Source organism: Neptunomonas sp. XY-337 (genome assembly GCF_004959845.1).
Taxonomy (GTDB): Bacteria; Pseudomonadota; Gammaproteobacteria; order Pseudomonadales; family Balneatricaceae; genus Neptunomonas; species Neptunomonas marina.
The window spans coordinates 536024-556950 of sequence record NZ_SPLL01000001.1; the positions used below are offsets into that span (position 1 = coordinate 536024).

The 20927-nt window shown below is 48.4% G+C and carries 16 protein-coding genes; 5 read left to right on the forward strand and 11 right to left on the reverse strand.

The features are described 5' to 3' along the window. Nucleotides 1–264: 264 nt before the first annotated feature. Nucleotides 265–1662 (reverse strand): B-box zinc finger protein, encoded by a 1398-nt coding sequence (locus E4L36_RS02750; RefSeq protein ID WP_136679063.1) that lies wholly within the window; start codon nt 1660–1662, stop codon nt 265–267. Next, complete coding sequence (locus tag E4L36_RS02755) at nt 1659–3083, reverse strand: rhomboid family intramembrane serine protease (RefSeq protein WP_136679065.1); 1425 nt, start codon at nt 3081–3083, stop codon at nt 1659–1661. Before E4L36_RS02755 ends, E4L36_RS02750 begins: the two co-directional genes overlap by 4 nt. A 177-nt stretch (nt 3084–3260) precedes the next feature. On the opposite strand from E4L36_RS02755, the gene E4L36_RS02760 reads away from it, so the two are divergent. From E4L36_RS02760 to E4L36_RS02775, 4 genes are all read left to right on the forward strand, one after another. Next, nucleotides 3261–3959, forward strand: coding sequence for an aspartate/glutamate racemase family protein (locus tag E4L36_RS02760; protein WP_136679067.1), 699 nt, complete (start codon nt 3261–3263; stop codon nt 3957–3959). 150 nt (nt 3960–4109) lie between these two features. Continuing rightward, nucleotides 4110–6473 carry a reprolysin-like metallopeptidase gene (locus tag E4L36_RS02765; RefSeq protein WP_136679069.1) on the forward strand — a complete coding sequence of 788 codons (2364 nt, stop codon included), beginning with the start codon at nt 4110–4112 and terminating at the stop codon, nt 6471–6473. Nucleotides 6474–6565: 92 nt separating this feature from the next. Then, entirely contained in the window at nt 6566–7033 is a 468-nt protein-coding gene (locus E4L36_RS02770) for a rhomboid family intramembrane serine protease (RefSeq protein WP_169051454.1), read from the forward strand. A gap of 222 nt (nt 7034–7255) precedes the next feature. Further along, the gene (locus E4L36_RS02775; RefSeq protein ID WP_136679073.1) at nt 7256–8161 is read left to right on the forward strand and encodes a LysR family transcriptional regulator; all 906 of its coding nucleotides are present in this window, start codon (nt 7256–7258) and stop codon (nt 8159–8161) included. 4 nt (nt 8162–8165) lie between these two features. Here E4L36_RS02775 and E4L36_RS02780 read toward each other — a convergent pair whose 3' ends face one another. Beyond that, nucleotides 8166–8753 (reverse strand): class I SAM-dependent methyltransferase, encoded by a 588-nt coding sequence (locus E4L36_RS02780; RefSeq protein ID WP_136679075.1) that lies wholly within the window; start codon nt 8751–8753, stop codon nt 8166–8168. 190 nt (nt 8754–8943) lie between these two features. Beyond that, nucleotides 8944–9723 (reverse strand): YiiX/YebB-like N1pC/P60 family cysteine hydrolase, encoded by a 780-nt coding sequence (locus E4L36_RS02785; RefSeq protein ID WP_136679077.1) that lies wholly within the window; start codon nt 9721–9723, stop codon nt 8944–8946. Nucleotides 9724–9826: 103 nt separating this feature from the next. On the opposite strand from E4L36_RS02785, the gene E4L36_RS02790 reads away from it, so the two are divergent. Further along, nucleotides 9827–10330 (forward strand): TIGR02281 family clan AA aspartic protease, encoded by a 504-nt coding sequence (locus tag E4L36_RS02790; RefSeq protein WP_136679080.1) that lies wholly within the window; start codon nt 9827–9829, stop codon nt 10328–10330. Between the two features lie 63 nt (nt 10331–10393). Here E4L36_RS02790 and sucD read toward each other — a convergent pair whose 3' ends face one another. The 7 genes from sucD to sdhA all read right to left on the reverse strand — a co-directional run bounded on the left by sucD (nt 10394) and on the right by sdhA (nt 20927). Next, nucleotides 10394–11266 (reverse strand): succinate--CoA ligase subunit alpha, encoded by an 873-nt coding sequence (sucD, locus tag E4L36_RS02795; RefSeq protein ID WP_127692751.1) that lies wholly within the window; start codon nt 11264–11266, stop codon nt 10394–10396. Nucleotides 11267–11268: 2 nt separating this feature from the next. Continuing rightward, a complete protein-coding gene (sucC, locus tag E4L36_RS02800) occupies nt 11269–12435 on the reverse strand; it encodes an ADP-forming succinate--CoA ligase subunit beta (protein ID WP_127692750.1) in 1167 nt (388 codons plus the stop codon). A gap of 140 nt (nt 12436–12575) precedes the next feature. Further along, nucleotides 12576–14015: a dihydrolipoyl dehydrogenase gene (gene lpdA / locus E4L36_RS02805; protein WP_127692749.1), complete on the reverse strand. Its 1440-nt coding sequence runs from the start codon at nt 14013–14015 to the stop codon at nt 12576–12578. Nucleotides 14016–14051: 36 nt separating this feature from the next. Beyond that, nucleotides 14052–15257: a 2-oxoglutarate dehydrogenase complex dihydrolipoyllysine-residue succinyltransferase gene (gene odhB / locus E4L36_RS02810; protein ID WP_136679081.1), complete on the reverse strand. Its 1206-nt coding sequence runs from the start codon at nt 15255–15257 to the stop codon at nt 14052–14054. Between the two features lie 55 nt (nt 15258–15312). Then, nucleotides 15313–18147 (reverse strand): 2-oxoglutarate dehydrogenase E1 component, encoded by a 2835-nt coding sequence (locus E4L36_RS02815; protein ID WP_136679083.1) that lies wholly within the window; start codon nt 18145–18147, stop codon nt 15313–15315. Between the two features lie 284 nt (nt 18148–18431). Next, entirely contained in the window at nt 18432–19136 is a 705-nt protein-coding gene (locus tag E4L36_RS02820) for a succinate dehydrogenase iron-sulfur subunit (protein ID WP_127692746.1), read from the reverse strand. 18 nt (nt 19137–19154) lie between these two features. Beyond that, nucleotides 19155–20927: a succinate dehydrogenase flavoprotein subunit gene (gene sdhA / locus E4L36_RS02825; RefSeq protein ID WP_136679085.1), complete on the reverse strand. Its 1773-nt coding sequence runs from the start codon at nt 20925–20927 to the stop codon at nt 19155–19157.

A 20927-nucleotide genomic window follows, 5' to 3' on the forward strand; every position in this document is an offset into this window, starting at 1 on the left:
ATCACTGCTGCCAGTAAACCCATGGCAAATACCGCAACGACAAAAGAGGCAACGCTGCTCTCGGCAGCTCGGTCAGTGGAGTGGTTCATATCTGCTCCTTGTTTCGCTTATTGAAGCCATTCATTAAAAGACATACAAATGATAATCAATATCATTATCGATAACAAGATATATCTTTTATGTTTTGCGTTACGCTATCAATAAACCTTTAGATCACCAGTTATCACTGCAGTATCATTTCGGGTTTATGTCACATTACCGAAGTCAATCGGCACTGGGGTTCATCTCCTTGCTAGACTCGCCTAATGCTGCAAAATTCTCAGCAAATGCGCGATATTCCGACGCCTTGTGAGCGGCTTTAGGAATCATTTCTAATAGATCTGCCATCAGTATGTAGGCTCCGTTGAGGTTGTCATAATCAGGAAAGCGTCGATGCAAGCCATTCAGCAAACGGACTCCTAGCTCGGGATTCCCATGAGTCATACAAATGCCTGCAAGCTGATGGCACCCCAACGGCGTCTCAGGCAGAAACTGCTTATCCACGTGTAGCGTTTTGCGGTAGAGATCATAGATCTGACGCTCCCGACCACGGCGAATCAAATACCCCATATATTGCGGGACTAAACGCCGCAACTGGTCTACCGAGCGGCTCGCAAAAGCAAGATCAAAATAGCGCTGGTAGAGACGCTCTGAAGGTTGACTCTTTACCGTTTTAGAAAGCTCCTCAAAAGCTCGCGAAAAGTCCCCTTCTTTGACAAAAATCGCAACCGTGGCCAGAAGGCGCTCCTCTGCACTTAGAGGAATCAGCGGTTGCTGCTCATCATCTTCGCGCCGAGCTTCATAGCCAAAACCATGCTGATTGATAAACAGGATGTATCCCATCACATGGAAAAGAACAACCATGTAGTAATCGGACACCATACTCTGTAGTGCAACGGCCACCACACTGTAGCCGTCACCAATAAGGCCATGTATCGTGGCAACCGATACCGACATCATGGCGATAAATGCCAGTAGCAAAGCGTAAGGAAACCCAATGGTTTTAACGGTATGCAGAATGTTAAGGGGGTTGATCGACGCTAAAACGCTGTCCGATAGCGCGTAGTGCATGAGCACAGCGGGAAAACACACCATATAAAACAACCCAAGCACTGCCGCCGCATACACACCAAGCTGGCTATAAACCGTAAATACGATGGCAGTCATGATGATCAGCATACCGGTCAAGCTAAGGATAAGGCGAACCCCGCCCGTAAACGCTTCAGATATGGGGGGCGCTTGCATATGGCCGTTTGCCGTGGCCACCATGCAGATGAAGCTGTATTTCATCATCGCACCGGTTAACAGCAGCACCACCACAAATGCAATAAAGCCGCCTACATTAGCTAATACAGCCGATGTCACGGCAACCCCTATGATCAACATTAGAGTCTCTTTGCTGATGGGGTATTTAAAGCTTTTATCAATGCGCCGCCAAAACGGCTCCGCGTTCGTCGCATCACCAAGAAATTCTAGGCGCGATCCGCATAGAGGGCAGCACTCGGTACCAAAAGTCTCTCCGCCGACAACGCACTCGCTGCAGCAGTTGAGTTCGCATTGGTGACAAACATATTGAGCATGCTCGGTGGGGTGGTATTTGCAAAACGACATCGTATCACTCACAGCCAGTGTCCCTGGTTCAAACGTTCAGCAATCGCTTGGTAGTTCGCACTCTTGTTCTTGTTACCCAACTTCGAGTGCAGATTAGCTAAGCGGGTTGCAAGATCAGCAAAAAGCGGAGATTTCGCTTCACGCGACTGCAACTGCTCACAAATGGCTTCAGCATACGAGCGGTCGGGAAGCTGTAAAAACTTCACACCCAACTTAGCGAGCGCATCATCATCAAGTGTCGCGAGCAGCTCTGGTGTCTCGCGCCAGAGCGCATTCAGTTGCCGCAACTGGCGCTGCGATACACTTGGCCAATTCAAAAGCCTTTTTAGTGCGTCTTCATAGGGCTTACCCAGCTGAGCTGATAGCACAATGTGCATACGGGATAACTCAAAATCATCACCAAAGCGCGATTGAAAGCGTTCGATCTCCGCTAAAGCTGACTCAAACTGAAACTTCTCCAAATATTGATAGATGAGGGCTCGTGCTTTTTGTGCAGCGGGCACCTCCTGATCTTCTTCAATATAGGCCTGATCAATCACAGGATGTTTGAGATTATTAGTGACTAAAACCAGCACTGCTCCAACGACAAATCCACCGGTATGGGCCATAAAAGCAACATTGGAATCAGGCTGGTTAACATAGTTAAGCAGCTCATTCGCTATGTACACCGGAAGTATGAACAGCGCAGGCGCGCGGAAGTAACCTGCAAACACAAAGATCCAGTAAAAAAACTCGATGCGCCGAAGGCGAAAAATACCGAGATACATCGCCATGACACCAGAGATAGCTCCTGAGGCCCCTACCAACGATGAAGGCCCTGTGTTGAAAGCGCCATATAACAGCGCGCCAGCCGTACCCGCTAACAAGTAAAAGAGCAAAAATAACCCGTGCCCTATCGAGACCTCAACCGCAAACCCACATACAGCGAGAATAAACATATTGCCCACCAGATGAAGTAGGTCTCCGTGCAGAAACTGGTAAGTAACAAGCGTCAGCGGGTTAAACTGCTGCGAGTTAAACCCATATGCGACCACACTTACCGACGCAAGTTGCTGATGCAGCTCATCACGCTGTTGCCAGTAATAGTCCCGCACCCTTGGATAGAGGGCTTCTCGCCGTTCCCCAAAGTGATCAGCAAATGCCGCGTCACTCAGCAACCAATAAGCAAGCTGGTAATGATCTCCTTGATCGTAAAAGCTCTGGAATTCGTTTAGTTGCTCAGTTTTGCCCTGTGAGGTGAGGAACTTTTGGTAGGCAGGCCACTCAAGGTCTAGGTAGTCGTCATTGACATATTGGCCAACAGAGCGATCAATCTTGAGCGAATCTCCCGATTGATAAAAGCTAAAGATGATGATGTTAAGACCAATCAGTGCAATCAATATGATCGGCGTTCGGCGCCAATCGATATGTTTTTCTGTGGGGATGATAATCATCGCCTTGCGTATCCTTTCTCGCGTCTAAACGCTTCAGCACATGAACTAAGGAAAACACGTGCGGAGACCAGCGCAACGGCCAATATCAGCACCCGTTCTCAATCCAAACTAGCATGAGGCTATGTAGCTGCAAGCCTCTCAAATAACTCATTGAATAGCAAAGGAAACAAAGCATCCATGAAAACAATAGGACTATTGGGCGGCATGAGCTGGGAATCGACTGTCACCTATTACACCCAGATTAATCAGGGCATAAAGAACGCACTAGGCGGTTTACATTCAGCCAAGATCGCCATGGTCAGCGTTGATTTCGCAGAGATAGAAGCCCTTCAACACAAGGGAGATTGGCCCGCAACCGCGGATATTCTCTCCCAAGCCGCTAAGCAGCTGGAAGCTGCGGGGGCAGACCTAATACTGATATGTACCAACACCATGCACAAAGTCGCGCCGGCCGTGCAAGAAGCAACTCAGATTCCACTACTCCATATCGCTGATGCCACCGCACAACAGCTCAAAGCAGCTGGTGTACAAAAAGTCGGCTTGCTGGGTACCCGCTTTACCATGGAGCAATACTTTTATAGAGGCCGCTTGGAAGAGAAACATGGTATCAGCGTGATTACACCTGATAGTGACAGCCGAAGCGAAGTACACCGCATCATCTATGAGGAGCTCTGCCAAGGAGAGATCAAACCCGCGTCCAAAGATTATTACTGCCGTGTGGTTGAGGATTTAAAACGCGCTGGCGCAGAGGCCGTAATCCTTGGATGCACAGAAATTGGATTGCTGATTAATGCAGCAGATGTGACTCTGCCCATTTTCGATACGACTCTAATCCATGCGGACGCAGCGGTAAGTGTCGCTTTATCTACACGTTAAGAGCCGTTATCCTCTGTAGTCCGTGCAGACTTGGCCGATAACGCTAAACTGTAATGGGTCTGGTGCGCTGTATCATGCGCCGACTTGAAACGTACCTTACGCGGTATTGTAAGCATAGGTAGTCCTATATCACATGGAGATTCTACAGCAATGAAGCGCTTTAGCTCTGTATCATTACTCACGAGCGTATTATTGGCAGCCCCGCTTGGCGCAGCAGCCAATTCGACATTATGGAATGATGTTACTACCCCGATTGTCTCCCCCCATGCAAAGCAGACAATTCAAGCAAGTGCAGCCCGATACGTTGATACAAACGTTGCTGCGCTAACTCAAATGCTCGAAGGCGAAACGGTTTCACTTGAACTACCGCTTCCAGATGGCAGCTTCGTGACCTACCAACTTAGCTATACACCGGTTACTGCGCCGGAACTCGCCGCTAAGTACCCTGCTATTCGTACCTTTAGAGGTGTGGATGTTAACGACCCACGAAACCGTGGTCGCTTTGATATCACCCCGCAGGGTTTTCACGGCATGTTCAAGCACAATGATGAGTGGGTGATGATCGATCCATCCAACATCGCGACAGAACGCCACATGGCTTACTACTCTAAACATGCCAAGGCGCTGAACCGCCGCTCTGCCGACCAATACTTCAAAGACACCGCATCGCTAGCCAATGACACCCAAGCTCTGGAGAAAACCGTCGCCGGAGATCAGCTCATTACTTATCGCATGGCGATCTCAGCGGCAGGCGAGTATACCCAGTTCCATGGCGGCACGAAGGTTGGTGGACTCGGTGCGGTAGTGACATTACTCAACCGTATCAATGAAGTTTATGAGCGAGAGCTATTGGTTCAATTTGAACTGGTTGCAGATAACGACCGCGTCATCTTTACGAATGCCAATTCAGACCCATTCGCAAATGACGATTCCGACGTTGAAACCAATGCTGGAGTTCTCGACAGTTTTATCGGCACGTCCAATTACGATATTGGCCATGTATTGAATACACAAGGCGGTGGTTTAGCCTACTTTGGAGTCTGCAGTCCGCAGCTCAAAGGGCGCGGTATGTCGGGCAGCCCGTTCCCATCAGGGGATTTTTTTTATGTTGACCTCGTAGCACACGAGATCGGCCATCAACTAGGTGCGAATCACTCGTTTAATGGCAGCTCTGGTTCATGTGGATCAAACCGCAATGATGGTACTGCTTGGGAACCGGGTAGCGGCAGTACAATCATGTCTTATGCGGGTACTTGTGCTGATCAAAACTTGCAACGAACCGCCGATCCATTCTTCCACTCAAAATCTGTAGAAGAGATGATGGATTTCATCAGCTCTCGCAGCTGCGGAACCCGGACGAATGTCCTAAACACGCCACCAACAGCCTATGCAGGCGTCGACTATACGATTCCAGCAAATACTCCGTTCATACTGGAGGGCACAGGCTCGGACGTAAACCCAACACCCGCTCTGAGCTATCAATGGGAGCAGATCGACTCTGGCGCAGCATCGACTGATTCACTCGATATGGTTGATGATGGCACACGAACATTATTCCGTTCATGGGCACCCACTAGCGACAAAACTCGTTACTTCCCTCGTCTGTCAGATTTAGTGAGCCGCACATCTACGTTGGGCGAAACCCTCCCAACCACGACACGCGCCCTCAACTTCCGCTTTACCGTGCGCGATAATGCCGGTGGAGTAGCGAGTGACGATGCACGTATCAATGTTACTAACCAAGCAGGTCCTTTCAGGCTGCTAACGGCACACAATAGTAATTACCAACCAGGCGCCAGTATGGAAGTGCGTTGGGATGTCGCGGGCACAAGTGATGCACCCGTCAACTGCAGTGCCGTCGATATTTTACTCTCCAACAGCAATGCCACCGCTTTCAACACAGTGCTGCTATCAGGTACTCCAAATGATGGATCTGAAAGCGTCACTCTGCCGAATCAAGCGGTTAGTAATGCCCGCGTCATGGTGCGTTGTGTTAACAATATCTTCTTTAATATCAGCCAAGGCGCCCTGAGCATCTCAACGAGCACAACAACAGATCCGACAACGCCTACCACACCGACAACGCCAACGGACCCTACCACACCTGATAGTAGCTCCGGTGGTGGCGGTAACCTTCCACCTTGGACGCTCCTATTGTTGGCACTTTCAGGGCTGGTACTGTCAGGCTGCAAAGGCAATACAAAACCGAATGATGAACGTTTTGACGCTGACCTAACATGGGTTGACGATGCTGACGCTAAAGCCGATGCAGCAGCTGCGATCGCAAAAAAAGACTACCGCCTTTTAGCATTTTCGGGCCGGCGTCAAACTCTACCAGGCATCCATAGCGACCTCGTCGAGCAAGCCAAAAGCCAATGTGGTTACTTACTTGTTCCTGGGACAGGTGATGCACTCAATTCCGTTGAGAAGGGCGAGCGCCGCGCTAAAGCGTTTGATTACGCTAAAGCGTTTAATCGGTTCGTACTAGCCAAATGTAAAGAAGCTGCGCAATAACATCAGTGGTTGCGCGATTCCGTCAAGAGCGATGGCGCATCTGCGTCGTCGCTCTTTTATTTTTAGCCTTCGCCCCTTGGAATGAAGCATGGGTGCGTAGGCTCTATCTATTAACAGCCGAGCCCGCAATCTGGCAGCTAGTTACCGCTCATCTTACCCACTGGTCATGGCCGCACCTGCTAAATAATTTCATCGCCGCTTTTTGCTTGATCGGACTCTACGGCCGCTACTGGTCAAACAGAGAATTGCTCTACTGTGTTGCCGGAGTATGGGCTGCGCTGACGATTTACCTAACCTTACTCTACACTCGAAGCTTTTATCTAGGCGCATCTGGACTGCTTTACAGCCTATTTTTCTATGCTGCATTACGCTTTTGGCGGCAACAGCCTGCGATAAACTCACTGGTGGTCGGATATATTATCTGGAGTATTTTAATGCCGCAGACACGGGTTAGTATCGGGGTACCCATCGCTAGTGAAGTACATATCGTGGGGATACTCGCGGCGACTGTGATGCTCACCATCAGACCGGTATGGGGTTACCTCTCGCGGCTGCACTAGCGTCTCTTGCAGCGAGATGGCAATAAAAAAGCTGGCAGGTTTTACTACCTGCCAGCTTTACAACGGGATGTTAATTCGCAACCAGAAAGGGGAAGGACCCATCGCCAGCAGACACACATGGTGTCTTGCGGCGCTTTCTCGCAACACAACTAGTATATTGCATCCTTTTATTTTATAAATATGCCTGTATTTCGATTAGAAAAAACTATGGGTTTTTAATACATGGACCGTTTACTGAGCATGGAAGTCTTTGTAGAGGTAGTAAAAACGGGCAGCTTTGTGCGTGCTAGTGAGAAATTTCATATCAGCTCCGCAATGGTTGGCAAGCATATCCGGAGGCTAGAACACCATGTTGGAACCACCCTGCTGAACCGCACTACTCGCAAGCAAAGCCTCACCGAGGTTGGCCGAACTTACTTTACCGAGTGCGAACGCCTTCTGCATGAGCACCTATTTCTAGACCAGCGCATATCAGCAATAAAGAACACGGCTTCAGGCGTGCTGCGCATCAATGCGCCCATCACCTTTGGTGCAGAAATTTTATCGCCAATGATAGGTAAGTTCTTAGATCAGCACCCACACGTCAGCATTGACTTGTCGCTAACCAATGAAAAAGTGGATGTGATGCATGACGACTACGATGTTATTTTACGCACGGGGAGATTAGAGAACGCGGCCTATATCGCTAGACAACTATGTAATATTGAAATGGTCTTTTGCGCATCACCGACCTATCTCGAGAAACACGGCACGCCCGAGTCTATCGAGGCACTGCAACATCACCAGTGCCTGGCGTTTAAGCATTGGCGCAAGCATTCGCCATTCTATTCTCCTGATGAACTGAAGCCCTTTGCATTTCCGCAAGCCCGGTTTCAAACGAACTGCGGATCTGCACTCCTAAATGCAGCTATTGCTGACTTAGGCATCATTCTACAACCTAAAATGCTCGTCAAAGACCCACTGGCAGACGGGTCTCTCGTAGAAATTCTTAGCGCTTTCGTACCGCCACCGAGACCGATTAGCTTGCTGTATCGCTCCCGAGCAGATCAAACCCTCAAAACTCAGTTGCTGATCAACTACTTAATTGACCAGTTCCGACCTAGTGGCGGATACCCTTGTATCGTATAAAGTACTATTTTGGCTTAACAGCCACCGCCTGAACCACAGACAGCGTACCCATTTGAGATGTTTGCTCGCTTTGCGGCCGCTCAAGCTCTTCTAACTGTAAAAACTGTGCATCGGGCAGCGCACGCTTAAGACGCTCAGATGCTAACGCAGGGCCAATGTCCTTCTTTAGCTTTCTTAAGTGTCTTTCCGTATAGCCTTCCAGTATGAGTACACCCCCTGGCTTTAGGGCGTTCATCATACGTTGACACATCGTTGCTTGCGCTCCGCGAGGAGGCTGATAAAAAAGCGACACAACGGCATCCCACTCTTCATATCCTAACGGGTAATGCAGAAGGTCAGCACGAATAAGCTCAATATTAAGTTCATTCTGTTCTGCCAACTGCCGTGTGGCATCAAGGGTCATCCAAGAGATATCAACCGCAGTAACATGAAAGCCTGCTAACGCAAGGTGCACTGCATCGTAACCATTCGCAGTTGTGAGACACAGAACCCTAGCTTGCTGCGGTAAGCAACCTATCTGCTGCTTTAAAAAGAGGTTAGGTTCTTTTCCAGAAGTGTAGTGATCAATATTATAATTTTCTTCCCACATCATCAGACTTCTCCACTATTAGATCTATCTGATATTTCTTAAGCAAATATTAAGCCAAAAATTAAGCTATTGATAAGCAATGCCTTTTTATGGCTAGTTTAAAGCGGGTACCCTATATTGTAAGGAAAGCTGACAGCCTATTATTAATATTTTAGGAGCTTAAAACTCAGTTTAAAGCACCGCCGCATAAGCGCTAAACGACATCATCAGAATAGATTTCAAACACAGGTGCGCTATCCCCCCAGCAAATAACATCCCGATAATCTGAGTGCTTCTCTAGCATCGGCTTTATCACCTTAAAATACGGAGAAACATCGAAGTCTCTTGGCGTATAGAGACTGGGGTGACGAGAAAAAAGGCGGCGCATCTGACCAGAATCGCGAGATACAGCATATGCGGCCGGGAGAATCGGATAATGGACTGACTGAAACGCTTGAGCAATTAACGACGAGCAGATAGCTTGAGTTGGGTCACCGCTACCCAACTGAAGAAAAGAGCGGCGCCAACGACCTGGCAGCGGCGGCAGAGGCAGTAAATAGCGCGCTAAATCGACAATATTTTTTCGATCATAGGTATCTCCTAACCTATCCATAGCGTAACAAACGACCTCATCTATTTCGCTAGCTGATAACCCAATGGGGCGGCAAATACGCGTATGCTGATCGCTGTACATGCTGAGAGGAACCGAGCGAACACCGTCATTCAGATCAGCCTCAACCAAGCAGCGCGTCTCACCATCACATGTCTCGGCACAATCACCGACACAGAGCGCAGCGTGTGACCAAGTAGATTGCGTCAAATACTTGATAACAGAACTCACGCGACTAGTGCCCTCTACCAAAAGAACATCGCCCTTTTTCAAAGAGGCTGACAAGCTATCAGGACTGCTGGTCGCTAGCTGCAAGTTCGCCTCGCGCGGTTTCGACAAATAGTCCGCTAAACATCCGCCAACGCGCTCTTTAATCGATCCCATCGCATTCCCCCCCCCGCTCGAACGCTTCTTTGGTTTCAACACCATGCTGCTGAACTTTCACTCCTCACATGCTTCTAAAGCCTAGAACAGATGTGAGGAGAGCATGACAGATACACTCAACAAGATGTCATCACTGATGCGCCACTTAACATGGATCATCGCACTAGTTTTATTGACAATCATTTTTAACAATTGGGTTAAACATCAGTATAACCCAAACTCTAACTTAGCTATCGGCCAGAGCAACGAGCCTGTAGTACTTGAGCGCAACCGCCAAGGCCACTACGTGGCAACGGGCCTCATCGAAGGTGAGCCTGTTGTTTTCCTATTAGATACAGGCGCAACCAACATCAGCGTTCCCCAACTTTTGGCTCAACGCATAGGTCTTGATCCCGGAGATAAGGTTCGTGTTGGCACGGCTAATGGAAGTATCAGTGTTTTCCGGACTGAATTAGAGAGTGTGCAGTTAGGCGGAATTGAGATGAGGGGTGTCGCAGCACACATAAATCCATTTATGGAAGGCAATACCGTGCTATTGGGTATGAGCTTTCTCAAGCATCTAGAACTACGCCAAACCAACGGCGTTTTAGAGCTGCGCGTGCCTTAGCACTAAAGAATCATGACAAACAAAAAAGGCAGCCAAGGCTGCCTTTTTACTTAACTTACTGGATTACCAGCCAGTTACTTCTTTCAGAGCGTCGCCAATCTGAGCAAGGGAGCGAACAGTTTTAACGCCAGCATCTTCCAATGCTGCGAACTTCTCATCCGCTGTACCTTTACCACCAGAAATGATCGCGCCTGCGTGACCCATACGCTTACCAGCAGGAGCCGTTACACCAGCAATGTAAGAAACCACTGGCTTCGTTACATTTGCCTTAATGAATGCAGCTGCTTCTTCTTCTGCAGTACCACCGATCTCACCGATCATAACGATCGCTTCAGTCTGAGGGTCCTTCTCGAACATCTCAAGAATATCGATGAAGTTAGAACCTGGGATTGGGTCACCACCAATACCTACGCAAGTAGACTGACCAAAACCGTAATCAGTTGTCTGCTTAACAGCTTCATACGTCAGTGTACCTGAGCGAGAAACGATACCTACTTTACCTGGCAAGTGAATGTGACCTGGCATGATACCAATCTTACACTCGCCCGGAGTGATAACACCTGGGCAGTTAGGACCGATTAGGCGAACACCCAGCTCGTCACACTTCACTTTACATTGCAGCATATCCATCACTGGAATGTGCTCAGTAATACAAACGATCAGTTTGATACCAGCGTGCGCAGCTTCCAAGATAGAGTCTTTACAGAACGGAGCTGGAACATAGATAACAGACGCTTCCGCACCTGTTGCTTCTACAGCCTCTGCAACTGTGTTGAAGACTGGCAAACCTAGGTGCTCAGTGCCACCTTTACCTGGCGTTACACCGCCAACCATCTGAGTACCGTAAGCGATCGCTTGCTCAGAGTGGAAAGTACCTTGACCACCAGTGAAACCTTGGCAGATAACTTTAGTATCTTTATTGATCAGAATGGACATGATTACTTACCCTCCGCTGCTTTAACTGCTTGCTGAGCAGCATCTGTCAGACTGGTTGCAGCAATGATATCCAAACCAGACTCAGCCAGGCGCTGTGCACCCAACTCAGCATTGTTACCTTCCAGACGTACCACAACTGGTACGCTTACGCCTACTTCTTTAACTGCGCCAATGATACCGTCAGCAATCAAATCGCAACGAACGATACCACCGAAGATGTTAACGAGTACCGCTTTAACTTTGCTATCTTCAAGGATGATCTTGAATGCTTCAGTAACACGCTCTTTCGTCGCGCCGCCACCTACATCCAAGAAGTTTGCAGGGAAGCCGCCGTGCAAAGAAACGATATCCATGGTACCCATCGCAAGGCCAGCACCGTTAACCATGCAGCCAATAGAACCATCTAGTGCAACGTAGTTAAGATCCCACTCTGCCGCACGCGCTTCACGCTCATCTTCCTGAGAAGGGTCTTGCATCTCTTGAAGGTCTTTGTGACGGTAAACAGCGTTGCCGTCGATGACAACTTTCGCGTCTAGGCAGTGCAAGTTACCCGCATCAGTAATAACAAGAGGGTTGATCTCTAACAACGCAAGATCTTTCTCTTCGAACATCTGCGCCAAGCCCAGGAAGATCTTAGTGAACTGCTTCACTTGATCACCGTTCAGACCAAGCTTAAACGCCAACTCACGTGCTTGGTATGGCTGAGCACCAGTCAACGGATCAATTGTTGCTTTAAGGATCTTTTCAGGTGTCTCTTCAGCAACTTTCTCGATTTCAACACCACCCTCTGTGGATGCCATGAAAACGATGCGACGTGTAGAGCGATCTACGACTGCACCAAGATATAGCTCTTGAGCGATATCTGTACATGTCTCAACCAAAATTTTTGATACTGGCTGGCCATTTTCGTCAGTTTGGTAAGTTACCAAATTTTTGCCTAACCAATTCGCTGCGAACTCCTTTGCAGCAGCTGGTGTATCTACCAACTTAACACCGCCCGCTTTACCGCGGCCGCCAGCGTGAACCTGAGCCTTAACAACCCATTTATCACCGCCGATTTTCTGTGCTGCTTCTTCTGCAGCTTCCGGAGTATCTACCGCGTAACCTTTCGATACTGGTAGACCATATTGAGCAAACAGTTGTTTGCCTTGGTACTCGTGAAGATTCATGCTCTAGTCCGTTGTATTGTCTCTGATAAATCCGATGTAGTTGTAGCACAACACCGGCCCACAGTTTTACGACAAGCTCTCGCAAAATCGGCCAGGCTTTTGGCCCGGCCGAAACTTAGATATTTGAATAATGCTATAGACTAACGCTTTTTGCGATTAGCCATATGGATAGCATGGTTGTCTACCGCCAACGCAGCTTCGTGAATCGCTTCACTCACTGTCGGGTGAGCGAAGACTGTCATCTGCAGATCTTCCGCACTAGAGCAGAATTCCATCGCGATGGCAGCCTGACCAATCAGCTCTGATGCGATACCACCAACGATATGCACACCAAGAATACGGTCAGTCTCTTCGTCAGCAATAACTTTAACAAAACCTTCGGTAGAGTTTGCAGCCATTGCACGGCCTGTAGCGGCAAATGGGAACTTACCTGTCTTAACTTTGACGCCGTCAGCTTTAAGTTCTTGCTCTGTTTTACCAACCCATGCTAGTTCAGGATACGTGTAAATGATGTTAGGGATGACATCGTAGTTCATTGCGGCTTTGTGACCAGCAATGATATCTGCAACCATGATTCCCTCTTCAGAAGCCTTGTGCGCAAGCATAGGACCACGTACGGAATCACCAATTGCAAATACGCCTGGAACACCTGTGCGGCAGTTTTCATCTACAAAGATAAAGCCGCGTTCGTCCAACTTAACGCCGCTATCACCTGCCAACAAACCTTGAGTTTGTGGACGACGGCCAACAGCTACGATCAGCTTGTCAACAACGATCTCTTTGTCGCCTTCGCTGTCAGTAAACTTAACCTTAACTTCTTTACCATCGATGATTTCAGTGCCTGTGCAGCGCGCACCTAGCTTGATATCAAGCTTCTGCTTCTTAAACAGCTTTGCCGCTTCCTTCGCTACATCTTTATCAGCTGCAGCTAGGAAATCGTCCATCGCTTCAAGAACAGTCACTTCTGAGCCTAAACGCGCCCATACTGAACCCATTTCCAAACCGATTACACCAGCGCCAATTACACCCAAACGCTTAGGCGTTTCATCGATATCCAACGCGCCAGCGTTATCTAGAATCAAGCCTTCAGTCAGCGGTGCTGGCGGGATTTCTACAGGTACAGAACCAGATGCTAGGATAACATTTTCAGCTTCGTATACTGCCGCTTCACCATCAGCTGCAGTTACCTCGACCTTCTTGTTCGCAAGCAACTTACCCATGCCTTGCAGCAAAGTAACGCCGTTAGCTTTGAATAGACCAGTGATACCACCTGTCAGATTCTTAACGATAGTGTTCTTACGAGACACCATCTGCTTCACATCCATCGATACGTTTTCAGCACCAATGCCGTGCACAGCAAAATCATGTGCAGCTTCGTGGAATTTATGAGTAGACTCCAGAAGCGCTTTCGAAGGGATACAACCTACATTCAGGCATGTACCGCCTAGGACCGCAGTGCCTTTGTCATCAACCCACTTTTCAACACAAGCAGTCTTCAGGCCTAGCTGCGCAGCGCGAATAGCCGCTACGTAACCGCCAGGACCTGCACCAATAACGATAACATCAAATTTCTGAGACATTCGTCTTACCTTCCTAATCGCTGAATACGGGTTGAATTAAACGTCAAGCAACATACGTGCTGGATCTTCCAGCAAGTCCTTGATCGTAACAAGGAATTGTACAGCTTCTTTACCGTCAATCATACGATGGTCGTAAGATAGTGCTAAGTACATCATAGGCAAAATCTCAACCTGGCCGTTTACAGCCATAGGACGCTCTTGAATCTTGTGCATACCCAAGATCGCTGTTTGTGGTGGGTTTAGAATTGGCGTTGACATAAGTGAGCCAAATACACCACCGTTCGTGATTGTGAATGTACCGCCTTGCATATCTTCCATGCCCAGCTTACCTTCGCGACCACGCTTACCGAAGTCAGCGATTGTTGACTCAACATCAGCAAGGCTCATAGTGTCTGTATCGCGTAATACAGGTACCATCAAACCACGGTCAGTAGATACAGCCACACCGATGTCTTGGTAACCATGGTAAACCATATCGTTGCCATCGATCGATGCGTTAACTGCTGGGAAGCGCTTCAGGGCTTCAGTGGCTGCTTTCACAAAGAAAGACATAAAGCCCAAACGCGTGCCGTTGTGAGTTTTCTCAAACAGATCTTTGTATTGCTTACGCAGCTCCATAACAGGCTTCATGTTGACTTCGTTGTACGTCGTCAGCATTGCCGCGTTTTGCTGAGCTTCAACGAGACGCTTAGCGATTGTCGCACGTAGACGCGTCATTGGAACACGCTTCTCAACGCGCTCACCAGCAACAACGTTAACGCTTGCCGCAGGTGCAGCCGGTGCTGCCGCAGCTGGAGCCGGTGCTGCCGCTGGTGCACCACCTTTAAGGAAGTTTTGTACGTCCTCTTTAGTGATACCACCGTTTTTGCCAGTACCTGGGATTTTAGAAGCGTCTAGGCCATTTTCATCAATCAGCTTACGTGCTGCCGGACCCACTTTATCGCCGTCAGTCGTTGCCGCTTCTGAAGCTTCAGCTTGAGCCGCTGGAGCAGCGCTACCCGCTTCACCTGCATTAAAGTGCGCAATGACTTCGTCACTTAATACAGTATCGCCTTCACCTTTAACAATCTCAGCAATAACACCGTCAGCAGGCGCTACTACTTCTAGAACAACTTTGTCTGTTTCGATATCAACAATTAGCTCATCTGCTGCAACTGCTTCACCTGGCTGTTTGTGCCAAGTTGCAACCGTACCGTCAGCGACAGACTCAGGAAATGTTGGTGCTTTGATTTCGATGGACATGACTATTCCTTATAAACTCGTTTGTCGCTACAGCCTTTGTGTAGCGACAAAATCTTTAACCGTTAATTGCTTCGTTTACGAGCTTCTCTTGCTGCTCGACGTGCACTGAAATGTATCCAACTGCCGGTGCGGCAGAAGCTGGGCGAGCGATGCCCTCTAAGTTGAGTACTGGATTATAAGCATGAATCACTTTACGCATGTGATGCTGCATCGAATACCAAGCACCTTGGTTCATAGGCTCTTCTTGACACCAAGCCACTGACTCTAGGTTGCTATACTCTTTAATCGCTTCAGCCAACTGATCTTCAGGGAAAGGATATAGCTGCTCAATACGAACGATCGCTACATCATCCTTCTCTAGCTCCGCTCGGCGGTTGTAAAGATCGTAGTAAACCTTACCGCCACATAAGACCAGACGCTTAACCTTTTTAGGATCAAGGTTGTCAGTCTCAGCGATAACAGGCTGGAACATACCATCTGCAAGCTCTTCTAAAGATGAAACCGCTTGCTTATGACGCAATAAGCTCTTCGGTGACATAATCACCAGAGGTTTGCGCAGTGGGCGTACCACCTGACGACGCAGAAGGTGGAAGATCTGCGCTGGCGTTGTTGGTGTACACACTTGAATGTTGTGCTCAGCGCACAACTGCAAATAACGTTCTAGACGAGCTGATGAGTGCTCAGGACCTTGACCTTCGAAACCATGAGGCAAGAGCATAGTCAAGCCACACAGACGTTGCCACTTGTGCTCACCCGAAGTAATAAACTGATCGATAACAACCTGCGCACCGTTTGCGAAATCACCAAACTGTGCTTCCCAAATAACTAATGCATTTGGCGTCGTTGTCGAGTAACCGTACTCAAATGCCAATACCGCTTCTTCCGAAAGGAAGGAATCATAAATTGTCATTTCTGGTTGCTCTGCTGACAAATTACTCAGCGGAATATAAGTTTCAGCAGTTTTTTGATCATGCAGCACAGCATGACGGTGTGAGAACGTACCACGGCCTACATCTTGACCAGTGATTCGCACAGGGTGGCCTTGAGCTAGAATCGATGCATACGCAAGTGACTCTGCCATACCCCAGTTCAATTCCATCGCGCCGGCAGCCATACGCTTACGGTCATCAATGATTTTTTGAACTTGGCGTTGAACTGAAAAGCCTTCTGGCGTTTCGCAGATTTTGCTACCCAGCTCTTGAAGCAGCTTAAAGTCAACCTTAGTTTCTGGGCAATCAAATGTCCACTGGTGTCCTAGGTAAGGTTTCCAGTCGACAAAAAGCTCCTGATTAGGCTGGTTGACGAGTGATTTAACAACGTGCTCTCCGTTTTCAAGCAAACGACGGTACTCTTTCTCCATCTCTTTGCTTTCTTCAGCAGTAACAACGCCCTGTTCGATCAACTGTTGAGCGTAAAGATCACGCGTTGTTTTCTGTTTCTTGATCTGCGCATACATCAACGGCTGCGTACCTGACGGTTCATCCGCTTCGTTATGGCCGCGACGACGGTAGCAGAACAGATCGATGACAACGTCTTTCTTGAACTCGTTGCGATAGTCAACTGCCAATTGGGTTACAAAGCGAACCGCTTCAGGATCATCACCGTTCACGTGGAAGATCGGCGCCTGAATCATCTTCGCAACATCTGTCGCGTATTCAGTAGAACGTGAGTCTTCTTTCTTGGACGTTGTGAATCCAACTTGGTTATTCACCACAAGATGAATGGTACCGCCTGTTTTATATGCACGCGTTTGAGACATTTGGAACGTCTCTAATACAACGCCTTGACCACAAAACGCTTGGTCACCGTGAATATTAACGGGCACAACACTGCCGCCTAGATCATCGTCACGGCGATCTTGACGAGCACGAACCGAGCCTTCAACAACCGGCGCAACGATCTCTAGGTGCGACGGGTTAAATGCCATCGCGATGTGTACTTCGCCACCCGGTGTCATAACGTTTGACGAAAAGCCTTGGTGGTACTTTACATCACCCGACGTATCTACCAGCTTTTTGCCTTCAAACTCGTCAAACAGGTCCGTTGGGTTTTTGCCGAAGATATTTACCAGTGTGTTTAGACGGCCACGGTGAGCCATACCGATAACAACTTCTTTGGTGCCCTGCTTACCGGCGCGCTGAATCAATGTATTCAACGAAACAATAAGAGATTCGCCCCCTTCAAGACCGAAGCGCTTAGCACCTGCATAACGGGAACCCAGATACTTCTCAAGACCCTCAGCGGCGGTTAGGCGCTCTAGGATCATCTTCTTCTTTTCGATCTCGACCTGCGGATGCGCGCGTGAAGGCTCCAAACGAGACTGAATCCAGCGTTTCTCTTGAGTATCAACAATGTGCATATACTCAGCACCAACCGTCGAGCAGTATGTCTGCTTAAGGTCAGCAAGAATCTCTTTTAGAGGGGCTTCCTCTGGGCCAAAAAACAACGAACCCAACTGGAACTTCGTATCAAAGTCCGCTTCAGAAAGCTCATGAAAGCGAGGATCGAGATCAGGCACGTCTTCGGTTTGACGCATACCGAGAGGGTCAATATTCGCGACCTGATGGCCTCGAACACGAAACGCGTTAATCATCCGCAAGACTCGAACCTGTTTCTTCTCATGTTCAGAGGAAACACTGCTAACGGCAGCTGGCTGAGCACGTTTGCTATTTTTCGCGATGTATAAGAAGTGCTCACGCACCGGAGAATGAGGAACGTCCTGTGATAGAGCTTCACCTACTTTCGGTAACCGGTCAAACTCTTCTCGCCACTCTTGTGGAATGGCACTTGGGTCCATCAGATAAGTTTCATATAGCTGCTCAACATAGGAAAGGTTGCCACCATAAAGGTGGGCGTTTTTCCAAAGCAGCTCCATTACGCCTTCTTGCATTAGTTGATCACCCTGGCTGAGGGGTTTGTCTAGCGCTGTCGGGATGCACCAGTTACCCGACATTTGGTTGGCGCTGATTCCCCTTCTTTTGTTTCCGTTATGAACTTCGCACTTCTTGTTCTAAAAATACGAAATGCGGACGGTATTGTACGCTTTTTAAAACTAGCTTTACAGCACGTACAGCACGGATTCTACATAAAGTTACAGCTTTGAAGCATAAGCCTTTTGGCTAGATAAAAAAAAGACACCCGAAGGTGTCTTTTCTTATGACAAGCAACTGAAAATCAGGTCGCTTGAGAGATAAGCATATTACGAATCTTACCGATCGCCTTCGTTGGATTCAGACCTTTAGGGCAAACATTTACGCAGTTCATAATACCGTGGCAACGGAACACACTGAACGGATCATCCAGGTCAGCCAAGCGCTCACGTGTTGCCGTATCTCGGCTATCAGCCAAGAAACGGTAAGCTTGCAATAAGCCTGATGGACCAATGAACTTATCAGGATTCCACCAGAAAGACGGGCAAGACGTAGAACAACATGCGCAAAGAATACACTCATACAGACCGTCAAGCTCAGCACGCTCTTCTGGAGACTGCAGACGCTCGATAGCAGGTGGCGGTGTATCGTTGATCAAGAATGGTTTGATCTTCTCGTACGCCTTATAGAACTGAGTCATATCCACGACTAGGTCGCGAATAACCGGCAAACCAGGCAACGGACGAAGTACTAGCTTATCGTCTTTAACAACTGCGGATAACGGCGTAATACAAGCCAAACCGTTAGTTCCGTTCATATTCATACCGTCAGAGCCACATACACCCTCACGACAAGAACGACGATAGCCCAGAGATGGATCTTTATCTTTCAATAGCTGCAACAGATCCAGAACCATGATGTCCTTACCACCAGGAATATCAATATGGATATCCTGCATGTAAGGAGCATCATCAGTTTCAGGGTTGTAGCGATAAACACTCACTAACATTTTCGAAGCTCCTTAAAATTAGTAGGTACGAACTTTTGGCGGGAATGGATCCATGGTTTTTGGTGCAAAGTTAACTGCACGCTTACCAATGCGCTTCTCACCTGGGAAGAACATAGAGTGGCACAACCAGTTCTCATCATCACGCTCTGTATAATCATTACGTGCATGAGCACCACGAGATTCTTTACGAACCTCTGCCGCGATCGCAGTCGCCTCAGCAACTTCCATCAAGTTCTCTAGCTCTAGAGCTTCAATACGAGCTGTGTTAAACGCCAAGCTCTTATCTTCAAGGTGCAGATTCTCAACCTTAGCACGCAACTCTTTCAGCAGCTCAAGACCCTTCTGCATGCTCTCACCGTCACGGAATACACCGAAGTAAAGCTGCATAGTGCTCTGTAGTTCTTTACGCACCTCAGCAACACTTTCACCGCCTGTCGAGTTATTCAGGCGATTCAAACGCTCCATTGCTGCTTCGATATTTGCTTCGGTTGCATCTTTAACTTCATAACCTTCGCGCATTTGCTGCTCAATCTGCATACCAGCAGCTCGACCAAATACAACCAAGTCAAGTAGCGAGTTACCACCCAAACGGTTAGCGCCGTGGACAGATACACATGCAACTTCACCACACGCGTAAAGACCATGAACGATATGATCATTACCGTCTTTGTCTTGCGCGATCGCTTGACCACCGATATTTGTAGCGATACCACCCATCATGTAGTGACACGTTGGTACAACTGGAATCGGTTTAACAACTGGGTCAGTCGCCGCAAACGTTTTAGACAACTCACAAATACCAGGCAAACGAGAATGAAGAACCTCTTCACCCAAGTGATCCATCTTCAAATAAACGTGATCGCCATCTTCACCACAACCACGACCTTCTAGGATTTCCATAATCATAGAGCGCGCCACAACGTCACGACCAGCAAGGTCTTTCGCGTTAGGTGCATAGCGCTCCATGAAGCGCTCGCCGTCTTTGTTGATCAGGTAACCACCTTCACCACGACAACCCTCAGTCACAAGCACACCCGCACCTGCGATACCGGTTGGGTGGAACTGCCACATCTCCATATCCTGAGCAGGAACGCCTGCACGCAGAGACATACCCATACCGTCGCCGGTATTAATCAGAGCATTGGTAGTAGAAGAGTAGATTCGACCAGCACCGCCTGTTGCAAGAACAGTCGCTTTAGCCTTGATGTATACAGTCTCGCCAGTTTCGATGCAGATAGCGATACAGCCAACAACCGCGCCATCGTCGTTCTTAACTAGATCTACTGCGTACCACTCATTAAGGAATGTAGTACCTGCTTTCATGTTGCCCTGATAAAGAGCGTGAAGCAGAGCGTGACCTGTACGGTCCGCTGCAGCACAAGTACGAGCTGCCTGACCACCTTCACCGAAATTCTTCGACTGACCACCGAAAGGACGCTGATAGATACGGCCTGTTTCAGTACGGGAGAACGGTAGACCCATGTGGTCTAACTCAAACACCGCCTGCGGGCCCACAGAACACATGTATTCGATAGCGTCTTGGTCACCGATGTAGTCGGAACCTTTAACGGTATCGTACATGTGCCAACGCCAATCATCATTTGGATCCGCACTTGCGATCGCGCAAGTGATACCACCTTGCGCAGAAACCGTGTGAGAACGTGTTGGGAATACTTTAGTTACACACGCTGTATTCAAACCACTTTGAGCCAGCTGCAGTGCAGCACGCATACCAGCGCCACCGCCACCAACTACGATCGCATCAAAAGTTAATGTGCGTAGATTACTCAT